General features: G+C 36.8%; 15 protein-coding genes. 8 read left to right on the forward strand and 7 right to left on the reverse strand.

Annotation, left to right across the window (positions count from 1 at the left end; genetic code table 11):
• Positions 1–110: 110 nt before the first annotated feature.
• Entirely contained in the window at positions 111–599 is a 489-nt protein-coding gene (locus tag IW22_RS07825; RefSeq protein ID WP_034725471.1) for a hypothetical protein, read from the reverse strand.
• 170 nt (positions 600–769) lie between these two features.
• Positions 770–1,429, reverse strand: a complete 660-nt coding sequence (locus tag IW22_RS07830; protein WP_034725472.1) for an NAD(P)H-binding protein — start codon at positions 1,427–1,429, stop codon at positions 770–772.
• A gap of 121 nt (positions 1,430–1,550) precedes the next feature.
• Between IW22_RS07830 and IW22_RS07835 the strand changes: the two genes are divergently transcribed.
• Complete coding sequence (locus IW22_RS07835) at positions 1,551–1,904, forward strand: MmcQ/YjbR family DNA-binding protein (protein ID WP_034725474.1); 354 nt, start codon at positions 1,551–1,553, stop codon at positions 1,902–1,904.
• Between the two features lie 108 nt (positions 1,905–2,012).
• Positions 2,013–2,477: a hypothetical protein gene (locus tag IW22_RS07840; protein ID WP_034725476.1), complete on the forward strand. Its 465-nt coding sequence runs from the start codon at positions 2,013–2,015 to the stop codon at positions 2,475–2,477.
• Between the two features lie 49 nt (positions 2,478–2,526).
• Here the strand turns inward: IW22_RS07840 and IW22_RS07845 are convergent, their stop codons facing one another.
• Entirely contained in the window at positions 2,527–3,447 is a 921-nt protein-coding gene (locus IW22_RS07845) for a bifunctional riboflavin kinase/FAD synthetase (RefSeq protein ID WP_034725673.1), read from the reverse strand.
• A 202-nt stretch (positions 3,448–3,649) separates the two neighbouring features.
• Here IW22_RS07845 and atpD point away from each other — a divergent pair, with 202 nt between their 5' ends.
• The 3 genes from atpD (at position 3,650) to IW22_RS07860 (ending at position 6,436) form a co-directional block, all read left to right on the forward strand.
• On the forward strand, positions 3,650–5,158 hold the full coding sequence (gene atpD / locus IW22_RS07850; protein WP_034725477.1) for a F0F1 ATP synthase subunit beta: 1,509 nt from the start codon (positions 3,650–3,652) through the stop codon (positions 5,156–5,158).
• 96 nt (positions 5,159–5,254) lie between these two features.
• The gene (locus IW22_RS07855; RefSeq protein WP_034725479.1) at positions 5,255–5,536 is read left to right on the forward strand and encodes a FoF1 ATP synthase subunit delta/epsilon; all 282 of its coding nucleotides are present in this window, start codon (positions 5,255–5,257) and stop codon (positions 5,534–5,536) included.
• A gap of 78 nt (positions 5,537–5,614) precedes the next feature.
• Positions 5,615–6,436, forward strand: coding sequence for a hypothetical protein (locus IW22_RS07860; protein WP_034725480.1), 822 nt, complete (start codon positions 5,615–5,617; stop codon positions 6,434–6,436).
• A 76-nt stretch (positions 6,437–6,512) separates the two neighbouring features.
• Here the strand turns inward: IW22_RS07860 and IW22_RS07865 are convergent, their stop codons facing one another.
• Together IW22_RS07865 and IW22_RS07870 are read right to left on the reverse strand one after the other, a co-directional pair.
• Entirely contained in the window at positions 6,513–8,705 is a 2,193-nt protein-coding gene (locus tag IW22_RS07865) for a B12-binding domain-containing radical SAM protein (RefSeq protein ID WP_034725674.1), read from the reverse strand.
• Positions 8,706–8,896: 191 nt separating this feature from the next.
• On the reverse strand, positions 8,897–9,640 hold the full coding sequence (locus tag IW22_RS07870; protein WP_034725481.1) for a hypothetical protein: 744 nt from the start codon (positions 9,638–9,640) through the stop codon (positions 8,897–8,899).
• Positions 9,641–9,829: 189 nt separating this feature from the next.
• Between IW22_RS07870 and IW22_RS07875 the strand changes: the two genes are divergently transcribed.
• The 3 genes from IW22_RS07875 (at position 9,830) to IW22_RS07885 (ending at position 11,701) form a co-directional block, all read left to right on the forward strand.
• Positions 9,830–10,417, forward strand: a complete 588-nt coding sequence (locus IW22_RS07875) for a Crp/Fnr family transcriptional regulator (RefSeq protein WP_034725483.1) — start codon at positions 9,830–9,832, stop codon at positions 10,415–10,417.
• A gap of 130 nt (positions 10,418–10,547) precedes the next feature.
• Positions 10,548–11,198: an NADPH-dependent F420 reductase gene (locus IW22_RS07880; protein ID WP_034725484.1), complete on the forward strand. Its 651-nt coding sequence runs from the start codon at positions 10,548–10,550 to the stop codon at positions 11,196–11,198.
• A 113-nt stretch (positions 11,199–11,311) separates the two neighbouring features.
• Complete coding sequence (locus IW22_RS07885) at positions 11,312–11,701, forward strand: YybH family protein (protein WP_034725675.1); 390 nt, start codon at positions 11,312–11,314, stop codon at positions 11,699–11,701.
• A gap of 18 nt (positions 11,702–11,719) precedes the next feature.
• Here IW22_RS07885 and IW22_RS07890 read toward each other — a convergent pair whose 3' ends face one another.
• Positions 11,720–12,622 (reverse strand): DMT family transporter, encoded by a 903-nt coding sequence (locus IW22_RS07890; RefSeq protein ID WP_034725485.1) that lies wholly within the window; start codon positions 12,620–12,622, stop codon positions 11,720–11,722.
• A 206-nt stretch (positions 12,623–12,828) separates the two neighbouring features.
• On the reverse strand, positions 12,829–14,091 hold the full coding sequence (locus tag IW22_RS07895) for an aminotransferase class I/II-fold pyridoxal phosphate-dependent enzyme (protein ID WP_034725487.1): 1,263 nt from the start codon (positions 14,089–14,091) through the stop codon (positions 12,829–12,831).
• Positions 14,092–14,098 lie beyond the last annotated feature (7 nt).

Here is a 14,098-nt window from a genome sequence, read left to right on the forward strand (position 1 = left end):
AAAGTTATATTAATGCTTCGACTCCGCTCAGCGTGACAAAATCTAATACCGGATGTATTTTTTACTGTCAAGCTGAGCAGAGTCGAAGCGTTTTATTTGTAACGATACAGCTATTTAAGCTGATCTTCTTTTTTGATCTTCTCATCCTGTTGTAAGATAAGACTGTGCTCATTCTCCAATTTTTTATGTTCAGCGAATATCACCTGATCTTCTTTAGTCATCTTATCATGATCGATCATTAATTGGTCTAAAGCCAATTTCCCTTCTTTATGTTTCTTTTCAAGTGCATCATGTTGCGCTATAATTTTTGAATGACTGGCTATGAGTGTCGCATGATTTTTCAAAATAGTGTGATGGGCAGCTTCTGTTTTGTTATGCTCACTTTTTTCAGGTTCTTTTAATGCGCTATGTATCTTATTAAATTCCTCATGCTGTTTTTCCATATTGGAATGGGAATCTTCAAGTACTTTGTGCTCAACTTCCAGCTTAATGTGTGCTTCAGATAATTCTTTTTCTATTGCTGCGGAATGATCATTTTTACAGGACCACAGACTTAGTGCCACAACTGCAGCAGTTGCTAAAAATAAATTTCTCATCATTTTGTTTTTAAATTCGAACAAATATACATTATAATAATGAGGTATATTTATTTCGTAATAAAATGATGTATTTAGTGATATATTATCTTTATTTTAAATCTAAAATGAAATATTTATGAAAAAATACTGCGATTTAATAAGTATAAAGTATTTTTATTAACCCATAATCCCTAACTCTCAACTTTCTTATCCGCAAAACAAAATATATTTCCCAATTTAATACTGGAATAACCATTACTTTTTATTTTAGAAGAATTGATCATGGCTTTGGCTAAGACATTTGTAGGTAAGGGTTTCTGGCTTTCCAGGAGACCTAGCTTATTCGCAAATTTTATAATTCTACTGCCTAAAACTTCTCCGGTTCTTCCTGAATCTTTTCTTTCAAGCATTCCGGGCTTAAAAATAGTAATCTTCGTAAAATGCAGTTGTTTGACAGCTTCCTCTAGTTCTCCTTTCATCTTGGAATAGAAGATCTTAGAGGTTGGATTGGCTCCATAAGCAGAAACCAGGACATAATCGTCCACATCGTTTTCCTTCGCGGCTTTGGCAAATTCATATTGATAACCGAAATCTACTTTTCTTTGTGCTTCCTTGCTGCCGGCATCTTTAAGCGTAGTTCCCAGACATGAAAATACAACGTCACCTTTCACTTTGTCTTTCCATTCTTCAGGATGTTCAAAGTTGACTACATGCACTTTCAGCTTGTCATTCTGAACATCTACAGGTTTTCTGACAAAAATATCGACTTCCTCAAACTCCTTGTCATTGAGCAGTTGTTTCACCAGATCTTTTCCTGTAGCGCCCGTAGCACCGATTACCAAAGCTTTCATAATAGTTGTGATTTGTATGGATAGTATTTTCTTTCTTAAATTTACTAAATTTGAAATTAATATCAACATAACTATAACCTTATAAATTACTTATTGCCAATTACTCATTACTCATAAAAATATGGATGCCAACGAAATTCTAGACTATTGTCTTGCCAAAAAAGGAGTTACAGAAACCTTTCCTTTTGATAATGAAACCCTTGTCATGAAAGTAGGGACGAAAATGTTTTTACTGATGGGACTTGAAAGACAGCCATTAGGAATTAATGTAAAAACCGATCCTGAATGGAGCGCAGAACTCCGCGAGCAGCATCCACAGATTACCGGTGCGTTTCACATGAATAAAACCCACTGGAATTCAGTGTTGTTAGATGGTTTGAAAAGAGATTTGATCTTTAAAATGATCGATCAGTCTTATGATCTGGTATTTAAATCTCTGACTAAGAAGGTTCAGGAATCGATCAATAATTCATAAGGTAAGGAAGAGAGAAATTAAAAGTTTTTTTTTCTCATAGGGGTGAGGTATGAAGTTTGTTGTTAATATTCTTAATCAAAATTAGGATTAACTAAAAATAAAAATACTATGAGAAACTATTTTTCATTGCTTGCTATAGCAGGTACATTGACGTTATTAAGCTGTAATACAGTGGATAAAAAAAATAACACAGCCAGTGCAGATTCCAATACTGTAAAAATAGAATTCTCAGGAACAGAGAGTTTTACGATTAAAAATCCAAAATTAAAAGTAAGTTTATACGGAGCCGATCCTAATTTAGCTGATGCTCCTGCCACATTAATCACGGAAAAAGAATTTGAGCAAAAATCAATTCCTTTCACAATTGATTTACCTGTACCCAAGGATGCAGAAAGCCGTATTAGTCCAAAACCTTCCGGGGCTGTTAAATATTACATAAGCCTTGACTGGGATTCTGATGGAAATGGAAAGTCGAATGAAAAAGGAGATATATTTATAGATCACGATAAACAGTTCCCTACAGTGACATTAAATAACGAAACGCAGAAAGTTTATTTAAAAATATTAAAATAAACCTGATAAAAAAGCCGGCTTATACGATAAGCCGGCTTTTTTATGTTTTTTAGAAATTAAATTCTTTAGTTAATCTTTTATCCTCATCCAATCTCTCAATCAATTTTTCAAGACCTTCAAATTTGATCTCGTCATGAAGAAAATCTCTGAATCTTACCGTAATTCTTTCATCATAAATATCTCGGTCAAAATCAAGGATATAAACTTCAACGGTTAGCTTTTCACCGTTCACCGTAGGATTGGTGCCAATGCTCAGCATTCCTTTGTATTGCTGGCCTTTTACTTCCGTTTCTACAATGTAGGCGCCTTTTTTAGGAAGAAGCTTAATGGATTCTGTATCAATATTAGCCGTAGGATAGCCGATGGTTCTTCCGATCTTTTTCCCGTGAACTACAGTTCCGGAGACAGAGTAGGAGTAACCCAGCATTTCATTGGCTGCTTTAATATTACCGGTCAGAAGGGCATTACGAACTTTGGTTGAGCTGATATTGTTTTCGTGGATATTGATGGCTTCCATCTGTTCCACATCGAAGTCCAGTTCTTTGGATAATTTTTGAAGAAGTTCGAAATTCCCGCTTTTATTTTTTCCGAACGAATGGTCATATCCTATAATAAGGTATTTCACATTCAGTTTGTCTATCAGGATCTGGCGTACAAATTCTTCTCCGGTAAGGTTCCTGAATTCATCATCAAATTCTTTCAGGAATAAATGATCGATGTTGTATTTTTCGATCAGTTCTTTCTTTTCATCTACCGTATTGAGAAGCTTCAGATCTTCATTTGGGTTAAAAACAAATCGCGGATGCGGCCAAAAAGTAAGGATAGCTGTCTCCAGATTATTCTCCGAACCTACTTTTATCAGTTCGTCGATGATACTTTTATGCCCGAGATGTACTCCGTCAAACATTCCTAAAGACAGTGCTAAAGGCTTTTGAGAGGAATAATCTTTAAAATTCTTGAAAACTTTCAAAACGGAAAAATTTGACTGCAAATATAAAGATAATGTAGCAATGTACCAATTTACCAGTGTATCAATATTTTCAGTAAAGAACATTGTGATACTGCCAAACTGTAAGATTGAGAAATTAATAAAAAGTATGATAAAAATCTTTTTTTTACCAATTGTGGGTTTATCAAGAATCATTATATTTGCACCAAGAAAAAATTTAGCAATGGCAAACCAAATTAAAGGTAAAATTTCTCAAATTATTGGTCCGGTAATCGACGTAGTATTTACAGACGTGGAAGCAATTCCAAGTATCTATGATGCGTTGGAAATTACAAAAGGGAACGGTGAAAAAGTAGTCTTAGAAGTAGAGCAGCATATTGGTGAAGATACAGTAAGATGTATCGCAATGGATGCTACAGATGGTCTTCAGAGAGGGCAGGAAGTAATTGGATACGGAAATCCTATTACAATGCCAATCGGTGATGCTGTAAACGGAAGACTATTCAACGTTGTTGGGGATGCTATCGACGGACTTCAAAATATATCTAAAGAAGGTGGTCTGCCTATTCACAGACCAGCTCCAAAATTTGATCAACTTTCAACTTCTGCAGAAGTTTTATTCACAGGTATTAAAGTAATCGACTTAGTTGAGCCTTACGCAAAAGGGGGTAAAATTGGTTTGTTCGGTGGTGCCGGTGTAGGTAAAACAGTATTGATCCAGGAGTTGATTAACAATATTGCAAAAGGACACGGAGGTCTTTCTGTTTTCGCCGGAGTAGGTGAAAGAACGAGAGAAGGAAATGACCTTTTGAGAGAGATGTTAGAATCAGGTATTATTAAATATGGTGATGATTTCATGCACTCTATGGAAAACGGAGGTTGGGATCTTTCAAAAGTAGACATGGAAGCTATGAAAGAATCTAAAGCTGCATTCGTTTTCGGACAGATGAACGAGCCACCAGGAGCAAGAGCTAGAGTAGCACTTTCTGGTCTTACATTAGCTGAGTACTACAGAGACGGTGGTGAAAGCGGACAAGGTAGAGACGTACTTTTCTTCGTAGACAACATCTTCCGTTTTACACAGGCTGGTTCTGAGGTATCGGCACTTCTTGGTCGTATGCCATCTGCGGTAGGTTACCAACCAACACTTGCCTCTGAGATGGGAGCGATGCAGGAAAGAATTACTTCAACTAAAAACGGTTCAATTACTTCAGTACAGGCGGTTTACGTACCTGCGGATGACTTAACTGACCCGGCTCCTGCAACAACGTTTGCTCACTTGGATGCAACTACAGTACTAGACAGAAAAATTGCTTCATTAGGTATTTATCCAGCTGTGGATCCATTGGCTTCTACGTCAAGAATCCTTGCTCCGGAAATTATCGGTGCAGAGCATTATGACTGTGCTCAGAGAGTAAAAGAAATTCTTCAGAGATATAAAGCCCTTCAGGATATCATCGCGATTCTTGGTATGGAAGAACTTTCAGAAGAAGATAAATCTGTAGTGTACCGTGCTAGAAAAGTTCAGAGATTCTTATCTCAGCCTTTCCACGTAGCTGAACAGTTTACAGGTATTCCGGGATCATTGGTAGATATCAAAGATACAATCAAAGGTTTCAACATGATTATGGATGGTGAATTAGACCATTTACCGGAAGCTGCTTTCAACTTGAAAGGAACTATCGAAGAAGCTATCGAAGCGGGACAAAAAATGTTAGCTGAAAACGCGTAATAAATTAGACATAAGATTTTTAGACCTGAGACGAGAGACATTATTTGTCAAAAATCTTTTAATCTTCAATCTTTTAATCTTTTAATCTAAATTAAAATGAATATAAAAATTTTAACACCAGAATACGTAGTTTTTGAAGGAGAAGTAGAATCAGTATTATTGCCTGGAAAGAATGGTGAATTTCACATCATGAAAAACCACGCAGGAATTGTTTCTTCTTTAATCGGGGGAAAGGTGAAGCTTTTTACCAATTCTGTTGGTGAAGCTTACGCTAAAAACCTGACTAAGGAAAATGATAAAGAGTCAGTTTTCTCTTATCCTATCAAAAGCGGTGTTGTAGAATTTAATCATAATAAAGGAATCATCCTTTGTGAATAATTAAATGAAAAGCTAAATATATTTTCAAGAAAGTGTAACTTTGGTTACACTTTTTTTTATGTGTAAAAGTCTGATTTTATGAAGAAAAGTACAATCATATTCTTTACCGTTCTGGGAATTTTAACCTGTGCCCAGAATTTCAAAACCAAAAGAGGAATTGTAAGCCTGGATGGAATTCATGTCGCCAAGATCGTCAATAAGTCTAATACCTATACTTTCCTGGATCTCAATGAAACCCCGATGTATACCATCGAGTTTGTTGATAAAAGTATAGTAGATTCTGTAAGAGACAGTTATATCAAACTGAATAGGGTTTACAACAGGGATAAAGTCATAGAGATGGACTATATTTCCCCGTCGGCATTTTCGGGTGAAGAAAAATCAGCGGTTTATACTTCGATAAAAGGCTTGAAAATCATCGATAATAAAGGGATCAATATTAAAAATTTAGATGAAATCTTTAAAAATGTTCCCAAAAGAAAACTGGATTCCAAGACAAAAGATGCTTACACCATCAGAAGCAAAATCGATAAAATGAATATCGAAGTGAATAAAGTAGGAGAGATCCTGTCCAATGGCATTCCTGTGGGATATTTTACAAATCTTCCCGTAAGTTTCGGCTCGGAAGACACCATTTCTGATAAGACATTTGTGGATATTGAGATTTATGATGCTAAAAGCAAATTAATAGGAAAATATATCACCACTACCAAACAGCTGAAAACCGCAGGAGGAAAGAGTTTTACGCTTTACAGGGAAATGTCCGGAAGAGCATCCATTTTAAAATATCCTACGTATAAGGCTATTGCAGAACGGATGGCGATTATGGATCCGACTTTTATTAAGGTTCAGGAAAAAGTGACGGTAGGTCCTGTTCAGAAAGAAAGTGGTGAAAAGTAAAAAATAGATTAGATTTTAGTCAAAAATAATAAAAATCCCGGAAAATTGATTTTCCGGGATTTATTTTGCTCGAAAATTAAAGACTCAAAATGACCCCATTTTCCTTAAGTTGCTGCATCGGTTTTGAAAACCAAAACAGTTCAAAATCTTCGAAATTTTCTTCAAACTGATTCTTAAGTTGCTGAGCTGTAACTTTTTTCGGATTTTCTATAGAATTTTCTTCCAGAACTTTCATCAGCCATTCCGCCTTATCCTGCTCCAGATCGATCTTTACAATATTCGTTTTTAAGTGGAATGTAAGAAGCGTATATGGCCCGGAGTACTTCTTTTTATTTTTTATGCGATTCTCAGCGATTACATTTTTGGTTAAAAACACCACTTTTGAGTTGCCTTTAAAGCCAAATTGGTTTTCGTCCAAAAGACAGTCGTGAATATGATCGGGATGAACCTGTGTTCTTGGAATTTTAAAATCAAACCAATCCTGAAGCGGAAACTCAAAATTGATTCCGTGCATATAATTGAAAAGAGATTTTTTCAGTCCGAAGCTGAATTTGCTGTGATCGATTCCGGTTTTGTCTTTGAAATCAATATCGTTGTTCGCAAACAAAATTTCTTCCTTCACGGGAGTCACTCCAAATTCTTCAGGATTAATTCCGACAGGTGAGTGGGCGGTCATGGCAAACTGATGCCAGAATCCACTTTGCAGAATTCCCATTTCAAACATCTGTCTTACCATCTCCAAAGAATCTACAGTTTCCTGAATGGTCTGAGTCGGGTATCCATACATCAGATAAGCATGAACCATGATCCCGGCTTCCGTGAAATTTCTTGTCACTCTGGCAACCTGTTCAACCGAAACTCCTTTGTCGATTAACTGCAACAATCTATCACTGGCTACTTCAAGTCCACCCGAAACCGCAACGCATCCTGAAATTTTTAACAGGTAACATAAATCGCGCGTAAAGCTTTTTTCAAAACGGATATTCGTCCACCAGGTAACGACCAGATTTCTTCTCAGAATTTCCAAAGCGACTTCACGCATCAATGCCGGTGGTGCCGCTTCATCTACAAAATGGAATCCGGTTTCACCCGTTGTTTTGATGAGCTCTTCCATTCTGTCAACTAAAATTTTAGCTGATATAGGTTCGTAGATTTTAATGTAGTCTAAAGAAATATCACAGAATGTACATTTTCCCCAGTAGCAGCCATGAGCCATTGTCAGCTTGTTCCAGCGTCCGTCGCTCCATAAACTGTGCATTGGATTGGCAATTTCTATCACCGAAACATATTGATCCAACTTTAAATCAATATAGTCCGGAGTTCCGATATCTGCCTGTTTGTAATCGTGTCTTTTGGAATTATTTTTATAGGTAACCTTTTGGTTTTCAATTAAAAATGTTCTTTTGTACTCCGCTTCTTCTTCTGAAGGATGTAAGACATTACTGCACAGAAGTTCAAGAGGAAGTTCGCCATCATCAAGGGTAATAAAATCAAAAAACTCAAAAACCCTCTGATCTTTTACTTCCCTTAATTCCGTATTGGGAAAACCACCACCCATCGCAGTTTTAATGTGAGGATAATGTTTTTTGATGAACTGAGCACACCTGAAACCTGCATATAAATTTCCTGGAAAAGGAATTGAAAAACACACCAATTTGGGCTGAACCCATTCTAATTTTTCCTGAAGGATCTTTAATGTAAAATAATCAATAAAAGTCTGATCTCCTGATAGTTTTGAATATAATTCGTCAAACGAATTGGCACTTTTTCCAAGACGTTCTGCATACCTGCTGAATCCGAAATCCGCATCAATATTTTCAATAATATAATCCGAAATATCCTCGAGATAAAGAGTGGCAAGGTGCTTGGCTTTATCCTGAAGTCCCATATTTCCAAATGCAAAATCCATGTCGTCCAACTGATTGAAGCGGGAAGCCTCAGGAAGGAAATTCATGCTGCAGATTTGTCTGGCCAGCGTGGGATTTTTGCCCTGCAGAAAATGAATAACCTGATCTATTGTTTTCAGATATTCTTCGCGAAGTGCATAAATTCTCTGTGAATTTTCCGAGATCTCCTGAAGATTAACCTCTGTGTTGAAAATTTTCTCAATTCCGTTTCTTGAAAATAATTCCAAAATAACATCCAGTCCCAGATCGGTCTGATAGCTGGAAATATCTTTGGTATTCAGAAAGCCTTTTATATAAGCTGTTGCAGGATAAGGTGTATTGAGCTGGGTAAAAGGCGGAGTGATGAGAAGCAGATCTTTCAACAGGAAATTTTTCAAATTTATTTACATTCAATCGGAGTTTAAATAATTGTATAACAGTATTTTAATGATATTGTTACAGTCCGGATCTTCCCTCAGATTGCGAATGCAAAGATAGGCAATTTGTAAGGTATACTGCAAGTGACATTATTGAATAATATACCTATTGATAGGTTGTGAAATTTAAGCTGTATTTATAGAAATAGATACTTAGGTTCTTTGATTTCAATATACTTCAGGAAAGATTCTTCATCAAAAAATCCGTTTTCATCAAGGATTTCAGGAATCAGTACAGATGCTTCATTTCCACGTTCAAGGGCTTTATTTTCTATTACTCTTCCTGATCTTCCTTCTATTGTATTGTGAGTGCTGAGTAAATATTCGGAATATATTTTACTCTCTGAAACAGTATATTGCCCATATTCTGCAATAAGCGAAGTGTTTATATTTCCTTCGATATACGTCTGATGATCATTAGCGGAGGCCCCAAACAACACATTGCAGGAGAGGCTTCCCGAGGAAAATAAAGAACCGTTAACGATAATATTTTTAGCTTTTATATCACCCATAACGATAAGCGTAACGTATTCTTCAACGAAAAGATTTCCAGTTAAATGAATATCGTTTTCAATAAGAATAATGATAAAGCCGTCACCCGGTTCAGTAACTAAATCCAGAGTAGTTGTGCTTTCATTTTTCATAAGAAAAATCTCCGGGTCGTCATTCTCAGTGTCCAGCTGTCGCGCTGTTTCTCTCATTTTTTCCACTGTTTCTGCATCCATTATTTCAAGAAACTCTGAGAAACTGTCTTCATCCCAGTCGTCTCCGCTGGTAAACATCAATTCTAATGATTCATCAATGGTAGCATATAATCTTTCTGAAGCTTTTTTTACCTTCTGATTTAATTGTTCTCTTGTTAGTTTTTCTGTTCTTGTCATTGGTGTTCGGGATAAAATAAGGAAAATATATCTGTATAGATTAGGATACAAAAATAGGTTAAAAAACCATTGAGGAATTAAAAGTAAGTTTAAAATTAAGTTAAGAACTGTCTCCCCAATTTCTAATTCAGTTTTTTTTGATATATTGTCATAGAGATTGATTTTATTAATCAAACACACCTATCCACAATGTCGAAAGAAACCGCTCCGCTTATCAGTTATTTTAAAACCTATATACCTCTGTCAAAGGATGAAATTGACGTATTGGAAGAAAGGATAACCGAAAGGCGAATCAAAAGAAAACAGTTTATTTTGCAGGAAAATGAGGTGTGCCAGTATTATACCTTTGTGGTTTCCGGATGTTTTAAAATGTTCAGTATAGATAAAGACGGGGTAGAGCATAACCTGCAGTTTGCTTCTGAAAATGACTGGATTGTAGACATCGACAGTTTCCACAACAAAAAGCCCAGCAAATTACACATCGTAGCCCTTGAAAATTCTGTTGTGCTGCAGATTGAAAAACACGATCTGTGGTTTTTATATACCTATTATCCAAAGTTTGACCGAAACTTCAGAGTGATCATTGAACATAAATTTATTGAACTTCAGAACCGTATGCTGCAAAACATCAGTGCTACAGGAGATGAAAAGTATGAGTTCTTCCTTAAACAGTACCCGCAGCTGGCTAATCGTCTTTCCAATACACAAATCGCTTCATACCTGGGAATTACGCCTCAGTTTCTCAGTAAAATCCGTGCGAAAAGGATAAAGGATTAATCCGTTTTATGAAACTATGTTAAGAATTCGCCTTACCAATTGTTAAGATGTTTTCTTAAACTTGTTTGCCGGTTTTTCACCGTTATCTGTGCTAATTTTGACCCATACAAAAACATTAAAATTTACAAAAATGGAAACACAGAAAAAAGTAGCGGTTATCGGATTGGGAAATATCGGTAAAGCAGTAGCCAATAATTTAGTCAACAATAAGCATAACGTTATCGTTGCCACAAGAAATGCAGACGAAGCGAATGATTTTGCTGCGCAGTCAGGTGGATTTGCAAAGAGCACAACAATTGAAGAGGCAATCAATACAGCGGATATTATTATACCTGCAATATGGTTTGGTGCTTTTAAGGATTTCTTTAATGACAACGGAAACAGTTTACAGGGTAAAATCATTGTTGATGTTTCTAATCCAATTGCTCCGGACGGAAATGGCGGATTTAAAAAAATCATCGGAGAAATGGAATCAGCAGGAGAGCTGAACAAAGCCATTCTTCCTAAAGGGGCTAAGTTGGTAAAAGCCTTCGGAACACTGGGTGCAGGAACACTGGCGTCATCTTCCAATCACGAGCCTGAAAAAGACGTACTATTTTATGCATCTGATGATATGGAAATCAATAATGATATTGAAGAAGTGATCAGAGAAACAGGTTTTGAACCTTTGAGAGTAGGAGGTATTGATCAGTCCATCCGTATTGAAGTTTTCGGAGATCTTCATGAATTCGGGAAACTAGGAAAAGCTGTGAATATCGAGGAAGCTAAGTCCAAATTATAATGATGAAAAAGATGTTCATCGCCGCTCAGGTTATATTCCTATTATCAGCCTGTACCGAAAAAAAAGAAAATAGCAATCCTGCAATTAGCCCATCAACAGAAAAAAATACACTAATGGAAAACGATATCAAAAAGAATATAGAAGAAACTCTTCACACCTACGAAAATGCTCTTAACGCTTCATCTACTGAACAGGTGTTGCCCCTGTATACCAAGAACGGGATATTCATGCCTCAGGGAGCGCCAAGTGCTGAAGGTCAGGAACAATTGAAGGGAGGTTATGATTTTGTTTTCAAAATGTTACAGCTTAATGTAAAGTTTAGAATTGATGAAATTACCGTCATCAATGAAAACTATGCGATTGCCCGTACCATGTCTAAAGGAACACAGCTGATCCGCGCTGAAAATAAAACAACGCCGGAAGAAAACCGTGAACTGTTTGTCCTGGAAAAGGAAGATGGGAAATGGAAGATCGCCCGATATATGTTTAACAAAGCGAAATAAAAAAATGCCTGACCAACGTCAGGCATTTTTTAGGATTTTATGTGAATTGCGTTTTGACTTTCTGTTGTCTGAAATCACGTTGAGCGTAACGCCTAAAAGAATGAGTGTGATGCCGATGAGTAAATTGGTGGTAAATCGTTCATGAAACATAAGAACACTCACCAATACGGCAACTACAGGTTCCAGCGCACCCAGAATAGCAGTAGGCGTAGATCCGATATATTTGATTGCGTACACCAAACACAGGCTGGAAATAACAGTGGTCAGGAAGGCAAAAACAATGAAATTTAAAAAGACAGAGACTGAAGGAATCGCAAAAGATTCACCTTCGGACGATGCCTTTATCATAAAAAATGCTGAAGTGAAAAGCATGGAATAGAAAGACAGTTTAAAACCTGAAACCTTCAGATCGGATTTATTCACGATCACCATATAGAGCGCATAAAACAGTGAACTCAGCATGACAATCCCTAGGCCTGCAAAATTGATCTCGAGGCCTTTTCCTTTTAAACATAAAACGATGACTCCCGCAAATGCAAAAAAGAGAGATAGTACAGATAGTTTGGTCAGTTTTTCCTTATAAAAAAAGAACATGATCAAAGCAACGATGACCGGATATATGAACAAGACCGTGGAAGCGATTCCCGGCGTCAGAAAATCATAGCCGATGAACAGAAATTCTGAGGACAGGGCATAGCAGACGCCCAGCACAGACAGAATCAACATTTCTTTTTTGTTGATCTTCAGACTTTCTTTGGAATACAGCAGATATCCTCCGACCATCAAAGCCGAAAATAAAAACCGGTAGAACAAAGTAATGTCCATTGAAAAATGTGCCTTCTTCAGCGGCAGGATAAAGATCGGGATCAGTCCAAATGAAACCGAAGACAAAACTCCCAACAGGTAACCCTTAAATTTCATTTGCTAATTTTTTTGAGGTTAAGGCTAAGGTAAAGATCAAGGCTGAGCATGTATGAGAAAGACTATTTGATCAAGGATCAATATTCCAAACTTACATCAACAAGAAATTATATCCCGTACCTTGTACTCTTCAATTTGAGATTATTTTATAAAAAACCACTGAAAATAATTCAGTGGTTTTATTAATTTATATGATGATATCGGGATTACATTTGTTTGTACTCGATATTCATCTGTTTTTCCATTTCTCTGTAATGTCCGGAAGTTAGTTTTTCACGGATACCATCGAAAGCGGCTAATGTTTCGTTAATTTCTGAATCTGTGTGCGATGCAGTAGGGATTAGTCTTAGTAAGATCATTCCCTTAGGAATTACAGGATATACTACTACTGATGTGAAAACGCCGTAGTTCTCTCTAAGGTCTTTAGCAAGAAGGGTAGCTTCAATTGTAGTTCCTTCAATGAAAACCGGTGTTACACACGTGTTGGTGTTTCCAAGGTTGTATCCTCTCTCTTTCAGACCGTTTTGAAGTTTATATACATTCTCCCACAATTTCGCTTTGATTTCCGGACGTGTTCTTAAAAGCTCAAGTCTTTTTAAACCTCCCACTACCATTGGCATGGTAAGAGATTTAGCAAAAATCTGAGAACGAAGATTGTATTTTAAGAATCTGATAATCGTTTCATCTCCGGAAAGGAAAGCTCCGAAACCGGCCATAGATTTAGCAAAAGTAGAGAAATAAACATCAATCTGATCCTGACATCCCTGCTCTTCACCTGCTCCCGCTCCGGTTTTACCCAAAGTTCCGAAACCATGTGCATCATCTACTAATAATCTGAAATTGAATTTAGATTTTAAGTCGCAGATTTCTTTAAGTTTCCCCTGCATTCCTCTCATTCCGAAAACGCCTTCAGTGATCACTAAAATTCCTCCTCCGTTTTCTTCTGCTACTTTAGTGGCTCTGGCCAGGTTTTTCTCTAAACTTTCTATATCATTATGCTTGAACGTAAAGCTTTTCCCCATGTGAAGACGAACTCCATCTACGATACACGCGTGAGAATCGGCGTCATATACAATAACGTCATGTCTTGTCACCAATGCATCGATAGCTGAAACCATTCCCTGGTAACCGAAATTCAATAAATAAGCAGCTTCTTTCTGAGTGAATTCTGCCAATTCTTTTTCCAATTGCTGATGTTGCTGAGTTTCTCCTGACATTGCTCTTGCTCCCATCGGATAAAACATTCCGAATTCTGCGGCAGCTTTCGCATCAGCTTCTAAAACTTCCGGGTGGTTACAAAGTCCTAAATAATCGTTTGCACTCCAGAAAATTACATCCTTACCTTGAAATTTCATTCTTGGACCAATTGGACCTTCCAGTTTTGGGAAAACAAAATACCCTTCAGCATAATCTGCAAACTGTCCCAATGGACCTGGATTTTGTTTAATACGTTCAAAAATATCTAACATTTTGTAT

The sequence above is a fragment of the Chryseobacterium sp. JM1 genome, from assembly GCF_000737715.1.
GTDB lineage: Bacteria > Bacteroidota > Bacteroidia > Flavobacteriales > Weeksellaceae > Chryseobacterium.

Excerpts from the sequence above, each read along its gene's own strand:
- IW22_RS07825 (WP_034725471.1), bottom strand. The coding sequence starts at position 599 with ATGATGAGAAATTTATTTTTAGCAACTGCTGCAGTTGTGGCACTAAGT.
- IW22_RS07830 (WP_034725472.1), bottom strand. The coding sequence starts at position 1,429 with ATGAAAGCTTTGGTAATCGGTGCTACGGGCGCTACAGGAAAAGATCTG.
- IW22_RS07835 (WP_034725474.1), top strand. The coding sequence starts at position 1,551 with ATGGATGCCAACGAAATTCTAGACTATTGTCTTGCCAAAAAAGGAGTT.
- IW22_RS07840 (WP_034725476.1), top strand. The coding sequence starts at position 2,013 with ATGAGAAACTATTTTTCATTGCTTGCTATAGCAGGTACATTGACGTTA.
- atpD (WP_034725477.1), top strand. The coding sequence starts at position 3,650 with ATGGCAAACCAAATTAAAGGTAAAATTTCTCAAATTATTGGTCCGGTA.
- IW22_RS07855 (WP_034725479.1), top strand. The coding sequence starts at position 5,255 with ATGAATATAAAAATTTTAACACCAGAATACGTAGTTTTTGAAGGAGAA.
- IW22_RS07860 (WP_034725480.1), top strand. The coding sequence starts at position 5,615 with ATGAAGAAAAGTACAATCATATTCTTTACCGTTCTGGGAATTTTAACC.
- IW22_RS07870 (WP_034725481.1), bottom strand. The coding sequence starts at position 9,640 with ATGACAAGAACAGAAAAACTAACAAGAGAACAATTAAATCAGAAGGTA.
- IW22_RS07875 (WP_034725483.1), top strand. The coding sequence starts at position 9,830 with ATGTCGAAAGAAACCGCTCCGCTTATCAGTTATTTTAAAACCTATATA.
- IW22_RS07880 (WP_034725484.1), top strand. The coding sequence starts at position 10,548 with ATGGAAACACAGAAAAAAGTAGCGGTTATCGGATTGGGAAATATCGGT.
- IW22_RS07885 (WP_034725675.1), top strand. The coding sequence starts at position 11,312 with ATGGAAAACGATATCAAAAAGAATATAGAAGAAACTCTTCACACCTAC.
- IW22_RS07890 (WP_034725485.1), bottom strand. The coding sequence starts at position 12,622 with ATGAAATTTAAGGGTTACCTGTTGGGAGTTTTGTCTTCGGTTTCATTT.
- IW22_RS07895 (WP_034725487.1), bottom strand. The coding sequence starts at position 14,091 with ATGTTAGATATTTTTGAACGTATTAAACAAAATCCAGGTCCATTGGGA.